15 protein-coding genes and 1 pseudogene are annotated in these 17,675 nt (G+C 64.7%); 12 read left to right on the forward strand and 4 right to left on the reverse strand.

The genetic code is table 11. The features are described from left to right. Together L2A60_RS17600 and L2A60_RS17605 are read right to left on the reverse strand one after the other, a co-directional pair. Positions 1–151 (reverse strand): annotated as a pseudogene (locus L2A60_RS17600) (ArsR/SmtB family transcription factor); the annotation flags it as partial. A gap of 32 nt (positions 152–183) precedes the next feature. Then, entirely contained in the window at positions 184–939 is a 756-nt protein-coding gene (locus tag L2A60_RS17605; RefSeq protein ID WP_235705756.1) for an alpha/beta hydrolase, read from the reverse strand. A gap of 218 nt (positions 940–1,157) precedes the next feature. Here L2A60_RS17605 and L2A60_RS17610 point away from each other — a divergent pair, with 218 nt between their 5' ends. The 10 genes from L2A60_RS17610 (at position 1,158) to L2A60_RS17655 (ending at position 14,360) form a co-directional block, all read left to right on the forward strand. Further along, positions 1,158–2,294, forward strand: a complete 1,137-nt coding sequence (locus L2A60_RS17610; protein WP_235705757.1) for a glycosyltransferase family 4 protein — start codon at positions 1,158–1,160, stop codon at positions 2,292–2,294. After that, positions 2,291–3,250: a glycosyltransferase family 9 protein gene (locus L2A60_RS17615; protein WP_235705758.1), complete on the forward strand. Its 960-nt coding sequence runs from the start codon at positions 2,291–2,293 to the stop codon at positions 3,248–3,250. Before L2A60_RS17610 ends, L2A60_RS17615 begins: the two co-directional genes overlap by 4 nt. Next, a complete protein-coding gene (gene thrS, locus L2A60_RS17620; RefSeq protein ID WP_235705759.1) occupies positions 3,228–5,150 on the forward strand; it encodes a threonine--tRNA ligase in 1,923 nt (640 codons plus the stop codon). The genes L2A60_RS17615 and thrS overlap by 23 nt, the downstream gene beginning before the upstream one ends. 18 nt (positions 5,151–5,168) lie before the next feature. Continuing rightward, positions 5,169–5,801: a trimeric intracellular cation channel family protein gene (locus tag L2A60_RS17625; RefSeq protein WP_235705760.1), complete on the forward strand. Its 633-nt coding sequence runs from the start codon at positions 5,169–5,171 to the stop codon at positions 5,799–5,801. Between the two features lie 165 nt (positions 5,802–5,966). Next, a complete protein-coding gene (locus L2A60_RS17630) occupies positions 5,967–8,510 on the forward strand; it encodes an acyl-CoA dehydrogenase (RefSeq protein ID WP_235705761.1) in 2,544 nt (847 codons plus the stop codon). Then, positions 8,510–9,916 carry a 3-oxoacyl-ACP reductase gene (locus L2A60_RS17635; protein ID WP_235705762.1) on the forward strand — a complete coding sequence of 469 codons (1,407 nt, stop codon included), beginning with the start codon at positions 8,510–8,512 and terminating at the stop codon, positions 9,914–9,916. The genes L2A60_RS17630 and L2A60_RS17635 overlap by 1 nt, the downstream gene beginning before the upstream one ends. 33 nt (positions 9,917–9,949) lie before the next feature. After that, complete coding sequence (locus L2A60_RS17640; protein WP_235705763.1) at positions 9,950–10,810, forward strand: MaoC/PaaZ C-terminal domain-containing protein; 861 nt, start codon at positions 9,950–9,952, stop codon at positions 10,808–10,810. Beyond that, a complete protein-coding gene (locus L2A60_RS17645) occupies positions 10,797–12,083 on the forward strand; it encodes an acetyl-CoA C-acetyltransferase (protein WP_235705764.1) in 1,287 nt (428 codons plus the stop codon). The genes L2A60_RS17640 and L2A60_RS17645 overlap by 14 nt, the downstream gene beginning before the upstream one ends. Before the next feature lie 49 nt (positions 12,084–12,132). Continuing rightward, entirely contained in the window at positions 12,133–13,863 is a 1,731-nt protein-coding gene (locus L2A60_RS17650; protein WP_235705765.1) for an AMP-binding protein, read from the forward strand. Positions 13,864–13,877: 14 nt separating this feature from the next. Beyond that, positions 13,878–14,360: a DUF4442 domain-containing protein gene (locus L2A60_RS17655; RefSeq protein ID WP_235705766.1), complete on the forward strand. Its 483-nt coding sequence runs from the start codon at positions 13,878–13,880 to the stop codon at positions 14,358–14,360. A gap of 9 nt (positions 14,361–14,369) precedes the next feature. On the opposite strand, the gene L2A60_RS17660 is transcribed toward L2A60_RS17655, so the two are convergent. After that, positions 14,370–14,807: an Lrp/AsnC family transcriptional regulator gene (locus L2A60_RS17660; protein WP_235705767.1), complete on the reverse strand. Its 438-nt coding sequence runs from the start codon at positions 14,805–14,807 to the stop codon at positions 14,370–14,372. A gap of 145 nt (positions 14,808–14,952) precedes the next feature. Between L2A60_RS17660 and rocF the strand changes: the two genes are divergently transcribed. Together rocF and L2A60_RS17670 are read left to right on the forward strand one after the other, a co-directional pair. Further along, positions 14,953–15,882, forward strand: a complete 930-nt coding sequence (rocF, locus tag L2A60_RS17665) for an arginase (protein WP_235705768.1) — start codon at positions 14,953–14,955, stop codon at positions 15,880–15,882. After that, entirely contained in the window at positions 15,882–16,943 is a 1,062-nt protein-coding gene (locus L2A60_RS17670; RefSeq protein ID WP_235705769.1) for an ornithine cyclodeaminase, read from the forward strand. The genes rocF and L2A60_RS17670 overlap by 1 nt, the downstream gene beginning before the upstream one ends. A gap of 87 nt (positions 16,944–17,030) precedes the next feature. On the opposite strand, the gene L2A60_RS17675 is transcribed toward L2A60_RS17670, so the two are convergent. Beyond that, the coding region (locus L2A60_RS17675) for a VOC family protein (RefSeq protein WP_235705770.1) at positions 17,031–17,675 on the reverse strand (645 nt) is incomplete at its 5' end.

The following is a 17,675-nucleotide window of genomic DNA, read 5'->3' on the forward strand; positions in this document are numbered from 1 at the left end:
GGCCGAGCTTTTCGGCGATCTCGCCCGCCGCAATGCCCGCGGGACCGGCTTCAACGAGTAGCCGATACGCCGCCAATCTGTGCTCGTGCGCCAGGGCGGCGAGGGCCGCGACCGTCCAGGCGGAGCCGATTTTAGTATTTGATATTTTCATTATTATCGAAATAAAGAATTATCGCAGGATCGTCAACCCGCGCAGGCGATGGTTTCAAGCAACCGTCCGATCAGCGCCAGATCGCTCGCGCGAGAGAGCCGGTGCTCCCCGTCCTTTATCAGCGTGACCCACACATCCTCGCCCGCGATTCGTTCGGCGAGGCGCAGGCTGGTTTGCCACGGCACTTCGGCGTCGCGCTGGCCGTGAATCAGCCGCACAGGAGCGTCGATCGGGATCGGCGCGCGAAGCACGAGATGCCGCGCGCCGTCGTCGAGCAGCGCCGCCGTCATCGGCGTCGGCGAACCATAGGGGTTGGGCACCATCACCACACCGTCGCGTGCCAATGCCGCTCGCGCCGCCTCGGTCAGGCTTGGCTTCATCAGATCCTCGGTGAAATCGGGAGCGGCGGCGATGCCGAGAAACCCCGCGACTCGTGCGCCAAGCGCGCGCGCGAGCAAGAGCCCGATCCAGCCGCCCATCGACGACCCGGCGAGAATCAACTCTCCCTCCGGCAGCACCGTGTCGATGACCGTGCGCGCATCCGCGACCCAGCGCCCGATCGTGCCGTCCGCGAACGATCCGTCGGAGGCACCATGGCCGGAATAATCGAGCCGCAGCATCGCTGAGCCATGCGCGGCGCACCAGTCGCGCAGGAAAATCGCCTTCGTCCCCTGCATGTCGGACGCGAATCCGGACAGAAACACCAGGGTCGGCCCATCCCCCGCCAGATGCGCATAGGCGAGCCGCACCCCATCCGCCCGCTCGATCACGCCCCGCCGTTCGTCCATCGCACTCTCCCCTTCGCCCGCCGCTCATGGTAACGCGCGCGTTCCTAGTGTCCCGATTCGGAAGATCGTCGGCGCTGATTAAGGCGTCTTAACGAACTTCCGAATTGAAAGGATACTGGCAAACATATGATTCTAGTGTTGTTTTTGGTTCTGAAGTTCCTAAACGCACCGCCGCATATACGTAGGAACTTCAGAACCACCACACTAGCAGGTGAACGATGCGCAAACCCTCCGACTACGCGATTCTACAGGTTCTGCCGCGCCTGGAAACCGGCGGCGTCGAACAGGTTGTGGTGGAACTGACCGAGGCGATCGCCCGCACCGGCGCGCGCGCGCTGGTCGCGAGCCTGTCGGGACGGCTGGTCCCGGCGATCGAGCGTGCCGGCGGGATGCATATCGCGCTCGATCTCGAAACGCGCAATCCGCTGCGCATGTCGTGGAACGGCGACCAGTTGGCCAGGCTGATCAAGACCCATCGCGTCTCGCTGGTCCATGCCCATTCCCGCGCGCCGGCCTTCGCCGCCCGCGCTGCCGCCAGGCGCCGCGCTATACCGTTCGTCACTACCTATCACGGCGCCTATGGCGATAGCGGGCCGCTCAAGCGCCGCTACAACGCGGTGATGGCCTCGGGCGACCGGGTGATCGCGGTGTCGCACTACATCGCCGGTCTGGTGCGGGAGCGCCACGGCGTGGCCGAGAACCGGCTGCGGGTGGTTCCCGGCGGAGTGGATCCCGCGCGGTTCGACCCGGATACGGTGAATGGCCGGGTCGAGCGCCTCGCGCGGAACTGGCGCCTGCCCGACGGTGCGCCGACCATCATGCTGCCCGCGCGGCTGACATCGTGGAAGGGTCAGGCGGTACTGATCGAGGCGTTGACCCGGCTACGTCATCGCGACGCCATCGCCATCCTGGTCGGCGGCGCGCAGGGGCGCGATTCCTACATGAAATCGCTGGCCGAGGCGGCGAAGCGCCGGGGCGTAAGCTCCCGCGTGCTGTTCGCCGGCGACTGCGCGGATATGCCGGCGGCCTACATGCTGGCCGATGTGGTGGTGAATGCCTCGACCGACCCGGAAGCCTTCGGACGAACCATCGTCGAGGCCCAGGCGATGCGCCGGCTGGTGATCGCGACCGACCACGGCGCCGCGCGTGAGACCATTCTGGACGGCGAAACCGGCTGGCGGGTGAAACCCGGCGACGCGGCCGCGCTCGCCGCCGCGATCGACGCCGCGCTCGACATGCCGATCGACGCGCGCATCGCCATGGGTGCGGCGGCGCGGGATTTCGTCGCCGAGCATTACTCGATCGCCGCGATGCAGGCGGGCAATCTCGCCGTGTATCACGAACTGCTTGGGTGATGCGCGTCCTGGTCATCCGCCACGGCGCGCTCGGCGATGTCGTGCTGAGTTTTCCGGCCTTCGCCGCGATACGCGCGGCGCATATGGACGCCGAGATCACCCTGCTCACCACGGCGCCCTTTGCCGGTTTTCTGTCCCGCGCCCCCTGGTTCGACCGCGTTAAGGTCGATACCCGCCCGGCTGTCCACGATCTTCTTGGCCTGTTTCGGCTGCTCCGCCAGCTTCGCGGCTTCGACATGGTCTACGACCTGCAAACCTCGGGCCGTTCCTCGCGCTATTTCAGGCTCGCCGGATCGCCGCGCTGGTCCGGCATCGCGCGCGGCTGCGCCTACCCGCACGCCAATCCGGGCCGCGACGCGATGCACACGCGCGAGCGGATCGAGGAGCAGCTGGCGATGGCCGGTATACCGCGCCTGCCGCCGCCGGACCTGGCCTGGCTGCGCGGTGAGCCGGTAATCGCCCTGCCGGACCGTTTCACCGCCCTGGTCCCAGGCGCCGCGCCGCACCGACCGGCGAAACGCTGGCCCACCGGGCATTTCGGCGCACTCGCGGCACGGATCGGCGCGCCTTGCGTCATCCTAGGCGGCAAATCCGAAGCCGCGCTCGCCGCCGAAATCCGCGCCATCGCACCCGATGCCGTCGACCTGACCGGCAGAACCGGCCTCGGCGAGCTTGCCGCAGTCTTCGCCCGCGCGGATCTCGCCATCGGCAACGATACCGGGCCGATGCATCTCGCCGCGACTCTTGGCGTCCCCTCGATCGTGCTGTTCGGCGCCGATAGCGACCCCGCGCTCACCGCGCCGCGCTACCCGGACGGCGCCTGGCCCACCGTGCTGCGCGCGGCAAACCTTGCCGATCTGCCGGTCGATCGGGTTGCCGACGCCGTTTCGGGACGGCATAACCACCCGTCTTTCACACTCCAAGGAGCGAAAAATGCCGGCGATCACTTTGCCTGACGGTTCCGTCCGCGACTATCCGGGCGCCGTCACCGGCACCATGATCGCGGCATCGATCGGCCCCGGCCTCGCCCGCGCCGCGCTGGCGATGGAGGTCGACGGCGCGCTGATGGACCTGTCGCGCGAAATCGAGACGGATTCGCATGTGCGCTTCATCACCCGCAAGGACGCCGCCGCGTTGCCGCTGATCCGCCACGACGCCGCCCATGTCATGGCCGAAGCCGTGCAGGCGCTCTACCCCGGCACCCAGGTCACCATCGGCCCGGCGATCGAAAACGGCTTCTATTACGATTTCTTCCGCAACGATCCGTTCACCCCGGACGATCTTCCGGCGATCGAGGCGAAGATGCGCGAGATCATCGCGGCGAACGCGCCGTTCACCCGCGAGGTGTGGCCGCGCGACGCGGCGATCGGGTTTTTCGAGGCGCGCGGCGAACGGTTCAAGGCCGAGCTGATCCGCGACCTGCCCGACGGCGAGGCGATCACCGTCTATCGTCAGGGCGAGTGGCTCGATCTCTGCCGTGGCCCGCATATGCGCGCAACCGGCGATATCGGCCCCGCGTTCAAGCTGATGAAGGTTGCCGGGGCGTATTGGCGCGGCGACCATCGTAATCCCATGCTTTCGCGGATTTACGGCACCGCCTGGCGCGACCAGAAGGAGCTGGACGCGCATCTGCACCAGTTGGAGGAAGCCGAACGGCGCGACCATCGCAAGCTCGGCCGCCAGATGGACCTGTTCCACATGCAGGACGAGGCGGTGGGCAGCGTGTTCTGGCACGAGAAAGGCTGGCGGCTGTACCGCACGGTCGAATCCTATATGCGCCGCCGCCAGGAACAGTTCGGCTATCGCGAGGTCAGAACGCCGCAACTGCTCGATCGGGCCTTATGGGAAAAATCCGGCCACTGGGAGAATTTCCGCGCCAACATGTTCATCGCCGAGGTCGAGGACGAGGACAAAATCCTCGCGCTCAAGCCGATGAACTGCCCCTGCCATGTCGAGATTTTCAAGCACGGGCTGCGCTCCTATCGCGAACTGCCGCTGCGCATGGCCGAGTTCGGCGCCTGCCACCGCTATGAACCCTCCGGTGCGCTGCACGGCATCATGCGCGTCCGCGCCTTCACCCAGGACGATGCCCATATTTTCTGCACCGAGGATCAGATCGCGAGCGAGACGGTGCGCTTCGTCGACATGCTGCGCCTCGTTTATGCCGATTTCGGCTTCGCGGAGTTCACCGTCAAATTCTCCGACCGGCCGACCCCGCGCGCCGGGTCTGACGATGTGTGGGACCGTGCCGAGGCCGCGCTGCAATCCGCCTGCGCTCAGGCCGGCGTGAGCTATGCGCTCAACCCCGGCGAAGGCGCATTCTATGGCCCGAAGCTCGAATTCGTGCTTCGCGACGCGATCGGCCGCGACTGGCAATGCGGCACGTTCCAGGTCGATTTCGTGCTCCCCGAACGACTCGACGCCAGCTACATCACGCCCGAAAGCAGCCGCGCCCGCCCGGTGATGCTGCACCGCGCGATCGTCGGCAGTTTCGAGCGCTTCATCGGCATCCTGATCGAGAACTGCGCCGGCCGCTTCCCGCTCTGGCTCGCCCCCACCCAGGTCGCGGTCGCCAGCATCGTCACCGACGCCAACGACTATGCCGAAACCGTCGCGGCGAATCTGAAATCCGCCGGGCTTTCGGTCGCCACCGATCTGCGCAACGAAAAGATCAACGCCAAGATCCGCGATCTGAGTCTTTCCCTGGTGCCGAACATCCTGGTGGTCGGCCGGCGCGAGGCGGAGCAGAATACCGTCGCACTCCGTCGCCTCGGCGGCGACGCACAGGAAATGCTGTCGCTGGATGAGGCGGTTTCGATCCTGAAAACCGAGGCGACGACGCCGGATTTGCGGTAACGTCTAGACGGTGCGGACATGAACCACGTCCTCGCCGCCACGCTGCTGGTTCGGGCGCTCAACCTGATCGGCACTTTCGTCTTCGCGCTCAGCGGCGCGGTGCTCGGGGCGCGGCGCGAGATGGATTTGTTCGGCGTTCTGGTGCTCGCTTTCGTCACCGCCGTTTCGGGTGGGATCATGCGTGATGTGCTGATCGGCGCGATCCCGCCCGAGGCGTTTTCCTCCTGGCACACGCTGGCGATCGCGCTGATCGCCGGGCTGCTCGGCTTCGTGCTTTACGACCGGCTCGAAATCCTGCGCAATCCGGTGCAGATTTTCGATGCCGCCGGCCTCGGCATATTCGCAGTGGCGGGGACGCAAAAAGCCCTGGAATATGGGCTGAACCCGCCGATGGCCGCGATTCTCGGCATGGTCAGCGGCATTGGCGGCGGCATGGCGCGCGACGTGCTGACCGCACAGGTGCCGATCGTGCTGCGCACCGATATTTACGCGCTCGCCGCCCTCGCCGCAGCACTCGTGGTCATTGCCGGCCACGCGTTCGGCCTGCCGCCGGCACTGACCGATCTGCCCGGCGTGGCGCTCTGCCTGTTCCTGCGGCTGATGGCGCTCTATGGCGGCTGGCGGCTGCCTTCCGCGCACCGCAAGCGCTGATTTCATCAGGATCACCCGGCGAATTTATCGGTCATTCGAAATCTGCCGATAATTCTATTGACAAAAAAGTCAATAAAAGCCTATCCCGCTCCAGAAGGTGGGTTCCAAGCTCGGGGGCCACCATATACCTGCATATCGAATGCACGAGGATTAGGGAGAGGACACATGGCAATCACGACCGCGATCTGGTGGTTGGCCGGGATTATCGGCGCGGGCGCGCTGATCGCCGCACGCCGTTCCGCGCGCGCGTGGCTGGGCGCGCTGGCGCTCTGGCTGGTCGCCGGGCTGGTTCTGGGCACCATCGGCCTGATCGGCTTTATCGTGCTCGCGATCGTCGTGGGGGTACCGGCGGCGCTGCTCGCCAGCACGGCACGGCGACAGGCCATCATCACTGGACGGCTGCTCCCGGTGTTTCGCCGGATCATGCCGCAAATGAGCGAGACCGAGCGCGCCGCGATCGAAGCCGGCACGGTCTGGTGGGACGCCGATCTGTTCAGCGGCCGGCCGGACTGGCGGAAGCTGCTGCGCACTCCGGCGGCCAAACTGTCTCCCGAGGAACAATCCTTCATCGATGTCGAAACCGAACATCTGTGCGATCTCTCGAATGACTGGGACAGCACGCAGATCTGGCAGGATATGCCGCCCGCCGCCTGGGATTATGCGAAACATGCGGGATTCCTCGGGCTGGTCATTCCGAAATCCCATGGCGGCAAGGGCTTCTCCGCCGTGGCGCACTCGGCGGTGGTGATGAAGCTCGCGACCCGCTGCTCCGCCGCCGCCGTGTCGGTCATGGTACCGAACTCGCTCGGCCCGGCGGAATTGCTGCTGCATTACGGCACCGAGGAGCAAAAAAATCATTACCTGCCGCGCCTTGCCCGTGGCGAGGAGATTCCCTGCTTTGCCCTGACCAATCCCTATGCCGGGTCCGACGCGGCCTCGATCACCGATATCGGCGTGGTGACGAAGCGGCAATGGGACGGCCGTGAAACCCTCGGGTTCCTGGTTACGTTCGACAAGCGCTATATCACGCTCGCCCCGGTCGCGACGGTGATCGGGCTTGCCTTCCACGCCCACGACCCCGAAGGACTTCTGGGCGGCGAGGCGGATGTCGGCATCACCTGCGCGCTGATTTCACGCACCCATCCCGGCGTGGAGATCGGCCGGCGTCACTGGCCGCTGAACGCGGTGTTCCAGAACGGCCCGATCAAGGGACAGGACCTGTTCATCCCGATCGACATGGTGATCGGCGGTGCGGTGCAGGTTGGCAAAGGCTGGCGGATGCTGATGGAATGCCTCGCCGCCGGGCGGGCGATCTCGCTGCCGTCCTCCGCCGTGGGTGCCGCCAAGATCGCAACCAACGGCACTGGCGCCTACGCGGGAATTCGCCGGCAGTTCAACACGCCGCTCGGCCAGTTCGAGGGGATCCAGGAACCGCTCGGGCGGATGGGCGGGCATCTCTACGCGATGGACGCAGTGCGTTGCCTCTCGGCGGTCGCGATCGATATCGGCGAGAAGCCGTCGGTGATCTCGGCGATCGCCAAATACCACATGACCGAACGCGCCCGCATGGTGGTGACCGACGCGATGGACGTGACCGGCGGCAAGGGCATCTGCATGGGGCCAAGCAATTTTCTGGCGCGCGCCTATCAGCAGATCCCCATCGCGATCACGGTCGAGGGTGCGAATATCATGACGCGCAGCCTGATCATTTTCGGCCAGGGAGCGATCCGTTGCCATCCCTATGTCATGACATTGATGCAGTCGGCGGCGAATCCCGACCGCAAGCAGGGGCTGCGCGATTTCGACCGCGCGTTGTTCGGCTATGCCGGTTTCGTGACGAGCAATCTGCTGCGCGCGGCGTTTCACGGCCTGACCTTCGGTCGGCTGATCCGCGCGCCGCGCGGTGCCGCGCGCGAGCTTGCGCCCTACTACCGGGAAGCACAGCGACTTTCGATTCTGCTCGCGCTGAACACCGATGTCGCGATGGCGGCCCTCGGCGGCGCGCTGAAGCGCAAGGAGAGCGTCACCGCTCGGCTCGGCGACGTGCTCAGCCAGCTCTACATCCTCTCGGCAGTGCTGAAACGCTATGAGGATGACGGCCGGCAGAATGCCGATCTGCCCCTGGTCCATTGGGCGGCGCAGGACGCGCTCGGCCGCGCCTATGACGCGCTGCGCGCGCTCTATGCGAATTTCCCGGCCCGCCCGGCGGCGTTCGCATTGCGCGTCATCGGCTTTCCATTCGGCGTGCCGCGCCGCCAGCCTTCCGACCGGCTGCATGCCGATATCGCGGACATTCTCCGGCAGATGAGCCCGACTCGCGAGCGGCTGATGCAAGGCTCCTGGCGTCCCCGCCCCGAAATCGAGCCGGTGCTCGGCGTGCTCGAAGCGGCGGCGCTTGCCTATCCGCGGATCGAGGCGATCGAACGGCGCGTCAAGGACGCGGTCAAGGCCGGCACCGTCGACCGGATGCCGCAAGCCATGCCGCTGCTGAGCGCCTGGGCGGACGAGGCCAACCAAAAAGGCTTGATCGACGCAGATGAGGCGGCGGAGATTCGCGCCTTCGCTGAAAACGCCGCGAAGATCATCGCGGTGGACGACTTCCCGCAGGATTTCAACCTGATGGAGGATTTGCAGACGCGTAAGGCCTATTGGGTGCAGCAGAACGGCCGCAAAGCGAAGGCATCGGCCCCGCGCGCGGCGGCCGAATGATGGCGCGGGATCGCTATCTGGCGTTCGCGAATTCGCCGTTCGGGAAAAAGCTGACCGGCGCGATCGGCCTTCCCCAACCGACCCCGCTCGAACGCTTCGCCCCCGGACGGCCGGATCTTCTCGGTCCGGTCATTGTCGGTGCGGCACAAGGCGGGCGCCTCGCCGCGCCACTGGCCGAACTGCTCGCCGCCGCCCCCGTCGCCACGCTGTTTCACGGCGAATATGCCGGCTGGACCGATATCGCCGCGCAACACCGGCTGATGACAGGACGGTTCGATGCGAAATCCAGCGGCACTGTGGGCTCGGCGGTGTTCGACGCCACAGGCATCGCCGATCCCGATGATCTTGCCGCGATCTATCGGTTTTTCCACGACACGATCCGTTCGATCGCGCGCAACGGACGCATCCTCGTGCTCGGCACACCGCCCGAGGACGCGCCGAACCTTGCAGGGCGGATCGCCCAGCGCGCCCTGGAAGGAATCGTCCGTTCGCTCGGCAAGGAAGCCCAGCACAACATCGCCGCCCAGCTTTTGTATGTCGCGCCGGGCGCGGAAGGGGCGGCCAACAGCAGTCTGCGGTTTTTTCTCTCGCCGCGCAGCGCCTATGTCTCCGGTCAGGTGGTTCGAATCGGCAAGCCGGTCGCTCAGGACACTGACGGATACGATTCGCATGCGCCGCACGCCGGCAGGACGGTTCTGGTCACCGGCGCGGCGCGCGGCATCGGCGCCGCGATCGCCGAGGTATTCGCGCGGGACGGAGCGAAGGTGATCTGCCTCGACGTGCCGCAATCCACCGCCGATCTTCTGGCGCTCGCGCAACGGATCGGCGGCGAGCGCCTGACCCTCGACATCACCGCTCCCGAGGCGCCGAAGACCATCGTAGAGGATGCAATGGCGCGCGGCGGTTATGACGTGGTGGTGCATAATGCCGGGATCACTCGCGACAAGACGATCGCGAATATGACGCCTGATGCCTGGAACATCGTGATGAACGTGAACCTCGTCTCGGCCTTGCGTATCACCGAGGCACTGCTCGATGCGGATGCGCTGAAGCCGAACGGGCGCGTCGTCTGCGTCTCCTCGATCGCGGGGAACGCGGGCAATCTTGGGCAAACCAATTACGCCGCCTCGAAGGCGGGGGTGATCGGCATGGTGCAGGGTTTTGCCCCGGTGCTTGCCGCGCGCGGTGCCACGATCAATGCGGTCGCGCCCGGTTTCATCGAAACCCAGATGACGAACGCGATTCCGCTGACAATCCGCGAAGCCGGAAGGCGGATGAATGCGATGGCGCAGGGTGGCCAGCCGGTCGATGTCGCCGAAACCATTTCCTGGTTCGCCGATCCGGCCAGTGTCGGGTTGAACGGCAATGTGGTGCGGGTCTGTGGCCAGAGCCTCATCGGAGCCTGAGCGATGACCGATTGGCAAATCGCGCCACGAGTGATGACGGGCCCGCCGGAAGGTGGGGCCGTGTTGCGGGGTGCGATCGCCAGTTTGCGCAAGCGCGGCATAACGGGCGATCTCGATCCGGTCGCGCTGCTCCGGCCCGGCGTTATGCTGGATGCCGCGCGCATCCATGCCTATGCGCAGGTCTGCGGTTTCGGCGAGCGAGGCGGCGTGCCGCTGACCTATCCGCATCTGCTCGCCTTTCCGCTGCACATGGCGGCACTGCTCGCGCCGTCCTTCCCGTTTCCGGCGATCGGCCTGGTGCATCTGGAAAACACCATCGTTCAGCATGCAAAGCTCGATTCCGGCGACCGGCTCGATGTCATGGCCGGTTTCGGCGCGTGGATCACCCATGAAAAAGGCCAGGCTTTCACAGTCGAATCGCGGATCGCGCGCGCCGGACAGATCGTCTGGGAAAGCGCCAGTCTCTATCTGCGGCTCGGCGTCGATGCGCCGAAAGGCGCGCCGTATCAGGGGCTTCCCGCCGACGAATTGCCGCTCGCGACAATCCGCCGGTTCGATCTACCCGCAAATCTGGGCCGCCGCTACGCGCGGGTTTCGGGCGATTCCAACCCGATCCACACCTCCGCCATCGCGGCGCGGATGTTCGGCTTTCCTCGCCCGATCGCGCATGGCATGTGGACCAAGGCGCACGCTTTGGCGCAACTTCTGCCCGATGAACCGATCGAACACGCAGAGGTCAGGGTCGCGTTCAAAACACCGGCCTTCCTGCCCGGCGGCGCGTGTTTGATGGTGGCGCCTGACAGTTCGCCGCTGGTTTTCGAATTGCGCGACCGGCGCGAACAAAAGCCGCATCTGCGCGGATTATTGAAGGACGTACGATATGTTGACCGCTAACAGCCTGCGGCGCGTGGCGATCATCGGCGGATGCCGAATCCCGTTCGCCCGTGCCAACACCGCCTATGCCGAAGCCTCGAACCAGGACATGCTGACCGCCGCGCTGCAAGGGCTCGTCGACCGGCACAAACTGCACGGCGAACGTCTGGGCGAGGTCGTCGCGGGTGCGGTACTCAAGCACAGCCGCGACTTCAATCTCACACGTGAATCGGTTCTCTCGACCACGCTCGATCACGCCACCCCGGCCTACGACGTGCAGCAAGCGTGCGGCACCGGGCTGGAGGCTGCCTTGCTGGTCGCGAACAAGATCGCGCTTGGTCAGATCGAAGTGGGGATCGCGGGCGGCGTCGATACGACCTCGGATGCGCCGATCGCGATCAACGAGCGACTACGCAAAGTGCTGATGAAGGCGAATCGCGGCAAGACGACGGGCCAGAAACTTGCTGCCCTCGCCGCCATCCGCCCGCGGATGCTGATGAAACCGGAGCTGCCACGCAATTCCGAACCGCGCACCAAACTCTCGATGGGCGAGCATTGCGAGTTGATGGCGAAGCGATGGAACATCGCCCGCGCGGCGCAGGACGAGCTTGCCTGTGCCAGCCACCGCAATCTCGCCGCGACCTATGCGCGCGGATTTTTCACCGACCTGATGGTGCCGTTTCGCGGGTTGACCCGCGACAACAACCTGCGGCCGGATCTGTCGATGGAAAAGCTCGCCGCGCTGAAGCCGGCGTTCGACAAGCACGGCGGCACGCTGACCGCCGGAAACTCGACCCCGTTGACCGATGGCGCCGCCGTCGTTCTGCTCGCGACCGAGGATTGGGCGCGGGCGCATAACCTGCCGATCCTCGCCTATCTGCGCGCGGGCGAGACCGCCGCAGTCGATTTTGTGAATGGCGACGAAGGGCTGTTGATGGCGCCCGCCTATGCGGTGCCGAGACTGTTGGAGAAGCTCGGAATTATGCTCCAGGATTTCGACTTTTACGAAATTCACGAAGCATTCGCGGCACAGGTGCTTTGTACCCTGGCCGCCTGGGAGGATGCCGGTTACGCACGCGACCGGCTCAAGCTCGATACACCGCCCGGCCCGATTGACCGGACGAAACTCAACGTCGCCGGCAGTTCGCTTGGCACCGGCCATCCGTTTGCCGCGACCGGCGGGCGGATTCTGGCGACGCTCGCGAAACTGCTCGCCGAAAAGGGCAAAGGGCGCGGGCTGATCTCGATCTGCGCCGCCGGCGGCCAGGGCGTGGTCGCGGTGGTCGAGCGCTGAGCGCTGAGCGCTGAGCGCCAAAAATGACAAAAAATAACGGAGGAACCGAATGACCATGGCAGCCCAGGTGACGGAGCGGATCTGGCTCAAATCCTATCGGCAGGGCGTTCCCGCCACGATTGACGATGAGCTTGCGAACACGCCGTCGCTCAATTTCCTGTTCGAGAAATACACCGCCGACTATGCCGAGCGCGAAGCCTTCGTCAGCATCGGCACGGCCATGACCTATCGCCAGACCGCCAAGCGCTCCAGGGCATTCGCCGCGTGGCTCCAGAACACCGGCATCGCGCGCGGCGACCGGGTCGCGATCATGATACCGAATTCGCTGCAGTACCCGATCTGCGTGTTCGGCACGCTGCTTGCTGGCGGAACGGTGGTGAACGTCAATCCGCTCTACACGGTGCGCGAGCTTCATCATCAGCTCGCCGATAGCGGCGCGAAATATCTTATCGTGTTCGAGAATTTCGCCAAGACCGCCGAAGATGCCCTGCCCGGCACGTCGGTTGAGCGCGTTCTGATCACCGGGATTGGCGATCTTCTCGGCGGGCTGAAAGGCATCGCGCTGAATGTCATGCTGCGCCATGTGCAGAAGGCGGTGCCGAAGCATCGTCTGCGCGCCGAGCGTTTCACCGCCGCGCTGAAACGCGGTGCCACGCTGCCCTATCGCAGGGTCGAACTGGGCCACGAGGATATCGCCTTCCTGCAATATACCGGCGGAACCACGGGTGTTGCCAAGGGCGCGATGCTTACCCACCGGAACATCATCGCCAATATGCTGCAGGCCTATGCCTGGGGCGGCGATCAGTTCCACGGTGAGCAGGTCAATAACCTGACGTTATTGCCGCTCTATCATATTTTTTCGCTGACCGTGAATCTCTTCATGTTCATGGTGCTCGGGGGCCGCAACGTGCTGATCGCCAATCCGCGCGACACCAAGCGTGTGATGATGATCATCCGCAAGGAGCGGTTCGACGGCATGGCCGGAATCAACACGCTGTTCAACGCCTTCCTCGACAATCCCGATTTCAGGAAGCTCGATTTCTCGACATTGCGCCTCGTCATCGCCGGCGGTGCGGCGACGCAAAGCGAAGTCGCCAAACGCTGGCGCGAGGTGACTGGCCGGCCGATCACCGAAGGTTACGGCCTCACCGAGTGCTCGCCCGTGGTCTGCATCAACATGATCGATCTCGATCGCCCGGACCACATGGAATTCACCGGAACCGTCGGCCTGCCGATACCCTCCACCGAGGTCAGGATGCGCAAAACCGGCGGAGAATGGACGGCGATCGGCGAGCCCGGCGAAGTTTGCGTGCGTGGCCCGCAAGTGATGCGCGGCTATTGGAACCGCCCGGACGAAACCGCCGCCATTCTCGATTCCGAGGGCTGGCTCGGCACCGGCGATATCGGCGTGATGGATGAGAACGGCTATGTCCGCCTGATCGACCGGGTCAAGGACATGATCCTGGTATCCGGCTTCAACGTCTATCCCGCCGAGATCGAGGATGTGGTGATGATGCACCCGGACGTGATGGAAGTCGCCGCGTTCGGCGTGCCCGATCCGGGTTCGGGCGAGCGGGTCAAAGTCGTCGTCGTTCCGAAATCCGACCGGCTGACCGAAGCGGAGCTTCTCGCGCATTGCCGCAAGAATCTGACCGGCTACAAAATGCCGAAACTCGTCGAGTTCCGGCACGAGGAATTGCCGAAAACGCCGGTCGGCAAAATCCTGCGCCGGGAATTGCGTCAGCAGGATGCCGCAGCGCGCGATACAAGCGGCGTCTGAGTTTCATCGCTCCGATGGTGGTCGCGCCAAAACGCAAGGTCACGCCGAGGCTGATGCGCCTCGGCATGAACCTCTACCCGCCCTATCTGTTTTCCGGCATCCGAATCGACGAGATTTCGCCGGACTGGCGGCACTGCCGCGCGCGCATCACCCCGCGCTGGTTCAACCGCAACGCCGTCGGCACGATCTTCGGCGGCACGCTGTTCGCCCTGACCGACGGTCCCTGGGCGCTCATGCTGATGCATTTGCTCGGGTCGGATTATTTCATCTGGGACAATGCAGCGAGTATCGACTTCATCGCCCCCGGTCGCGGCCGCGTCCGCACCGAGTTTTATATTTCGCCCGAAGCCGAGGCGGCGATCCGCGCCGAGGCCGCCACCGGCGACAAGGTTCAGCCCTGGTTCGACAACGACATCCACGACGATTCGGGCGTCCTGGTCGCGCGGGCGCGGCGGCAGCTTTACGTCCGGCTCAAGCCGCGGGCCCGCCCGGCGTAGTGTCCAGAATCACAGCCGCGCCTTGGTGGTGCGCGGTGTGGCGAGAAGCAGGGTCGTCTCGCTGGCGGTGATGCCGGGGATCAGCCGGATCATCCGCAGGATCGCATCGAAATCGGCGAGCGTCGCGGCGCCGAGTTCGACCACCAGATCCCAGCGCCCGTTGGTGGTGTGGATCGCTGAGATTTCGGTGAAACCACCCAGCGCGCGGATGACCCGGTCGGTCGCGTGGCCCTCGATTTCGATCATGGTGATGCCGCGCACCGGCAGGTCGATCGCGTCCGCCCGCAGGATCACCGTATAGCCGAGGATCGCGCCGGATTGCTCCAGCCGCTCCATCCGCGCGCGCACCGTCGCGCGCGAAATCCCAAGCGCTGCCGCGAGATCGGACACGCTGCGCCGCCCGTTGTGGCGCAGCAGGGTGGTCAGTTTCTTGTCGAGGTCATCCATGTCAATTCACGTACGATTGTGCATTCCGGCAGAATGATCTGCCATTATGGTAATCTGTTCCGATAATTTTGCCAATTTTGCCCGTTCACATCGCCGGCCATGCCGCGTTTAATGCAGCCCGGCTGGACGGAAGGACTGAACGCCGATGCCGAACCGACACTGCAAGCTGCTGGGCATTCCGGTGCAGGACGGCGCCGGGCGCATGGGCTGCGAGATGGGGCCGAGCGCCCTGCGCACGGCGGGACTCGCCGCAGCGATTACCGAGCTTGGCCATCGGGTCAGCGATCTCGGCACGCTGTCGCCCGTGCCGTCGCGCATGCTCAGCCATCCCAACGCAGCGGTGCATCATCTGCCGGAAGTCGCCGCCTGGACCGAAGCGATCACTGCGGCTGCCTATGAGGCGAGCGCCGACGGCATGCCGATTTTCCTCGGCGGCGATCACAGCCTGTCGGCCGGAACCGTCGCCGGCATCGCCCGGCGCGCCACCGAGCGGAACCGCCCGTTGTTTCTGCTCTGGCTCGATGCGCATCCCGATTTTCACACGCTGGAAACCACCGCCAGCGGCAATCTGCACGGCGTGCCGGTCGCCTACGTCACCGGGCAGCGCGGGTTCGCCGGCTATTTCCCTTCCCTCGCCGCGACGGTCGAACCGTCGCGTGTCGGCATGATGGGAATTCGCAGCGTCGATCCGGCGGAGCGCGCGGCGCTGCTGCCCACCGGGGCGAGCGTCTATGACATGCGCATGATCGACGAGCACGGCGCGGCACCGCTGCTATCGCGCTTTCTCGATCGCGTCGCCGCGGAGAACGGCCTGCTCCATCTCAGCTTCGACGTCGATTTCCTCGACCCCGCGATCGCGCCCGCCGTCGGCACCACGGTGCCCGGTGGTGCGACCTTCCGCGAAGCCCATCTGGTGATGGAAATGCTGCACGACAGCGGCCTGGTTTCCAGCCTCGATCTGGTCGAACTCAATCCTTTCCTCGATGAACGCGGACGTACCGCGACCCTGCTGGTCGATCTGGTCGCGAGCCTGCTGGGCCGCCGCGTGATGGACCGCCTTACCAGGAGCTTCTGATGACCCCGATCCCCAATCTCAACATCGTCCCCTTCGTCAGCGTCGATCACATGATGAAGCTGGTGGTCAAGATCGGCATCGAAACGGTGCTCACCGATCTCGCCGCCTATATCGAGGAGGACATCAAGCGCTGGGAGAGTTTCGACAAGACGCCGCGCATCGCCGCCCATTCAGTGGATGGCGTGATCGAATTGATGCCGGCCAGCGACGGCAGTCTCTATGCGTTCAAATATGTCAACGGCCATCCCAAGAACACCCGCGAGGGCCGGCAGACTGTCACCGCGTTCGGTCTGCTCGCCGATGTCGGCACCGGCTACCCGACCCTGCTGTCGGAAATGACCATCCTGACCGCGCTGCGCACCGCCGCGACCTCCGCCGTGGTGGCGAAATATCTTGCCCCGAAAGGCGCCGATTGCATGGCGGTGATCGGCAACGGCGCGCAATCCGAATTCCAGGCGATCGCGTTCAAGGCGCTGCTCGGCGTGAAAAAGCTACGGCTTTACGATGTCGATCACGCGGCCACCGAAAAATGCATGCGCAACCTCGCCGGCCTCGGCTTCGATCTGGTTCCCTGCACCACCATCGAGGACGCGGTGCAGGGAGCCGCGATCGTCACCACCGCGACCGCCGACAAGCAGAACGCCACGATCCTGACCGATAACATGGTCGGCGCCGGCATCCACATCAACGCGATCGGCGGCGACTGTCCGGGCAAGACCGAACTGCATCGCGACATCCTGCTGCGCTCGGATATTTTCGTCGAATACACTCCGCAAACCCGGATCGAAGGCGAAATCCAGCAATTGCCGAAGAATCACCGGGTCACCGAACTCTGGCAGGTGATGACCGGGCAGGCCGAAGGCCGCAAGAGCGCGCGGCAGATCACGCTGTTCGACTCGGTGGGTTTCGCGATCGAGGATTTTTCGGCGCTGCGCTATGTGCGCGACCAGTTGCAGCGCACCCGGCTCTACCAGGAACTCGACCTGCTGGCCGACCCGGACGATCCGCGCGATCTGTTCGGCATGATCCAGCGCAGCACGGCGAATCTGGCGGTGGCCTAGTGTGGTGGTTCTGAAGTTCCTACATATTTGCGCCAGCGATTTTAGGAACGTCAGAACCAAAAATCACATCTTTGCTTCGGCCTTGGCTCACTTTCTGTCACTGAAGAAGTAGAGTGTTAGACCATTCGGATCGCGGACGCAGAAGTTGCGGTGGCCCCACGACTGGTCCCTCAGTTCCTGCTGGATGGGGAGGCCCTTCTGCGCTGTCCGCTGGTAGCGTTCATCCACCTGATCCACCTCGATAACCATGAATGCACCCTGTGGTGGTCGCTCATCGAAAAGGTGGTCAGACTGGTCACCCTGCGGCATTGCCAGCACCTCGATTATGCCGGAAGCAGCGCCAAAGAGCGTTCCGCGATCGCTTGGCGAGCGATCCCACGTTCCAACGACGGGCAACCCCAATCCATCTTGATAGAAGGAAACTGTTATCTCGTACTTGGGTGTGCAATATGCAAACCGGAATTGTCCGTTCGTCATTACATCCTCCATACGCACCTGCAATCCAACATAAAGTTGTCGCCTAGCAGCCTGTCGGAATGAGATTTGGGTGAATTTGCGTTCCATGACTGAAATTATCTGCATGCGTGGCGCCGGAGTGGTTTTCAGCGGTCGAATTTGTCGACCGACGCTCATCGCCTGCCCCATCGTGCCCGGCCAGCCCTCGACGGCACCTGTTTGTGCCAAAATCAGACGATCACGCCTCAATTCGTGGCCGCCAGGACGAACATCCGC

Origin of the sequence: Acidiphilium iwatense (assembly GCF_021556475.1) — a bacterium.
Lineage (GTDB): Bacteria > Pseudomonadota > Alphaproteobacteria > Acetobacterales > Acetobacteraceae > Acidiphilium > Acidiphilium iwatense.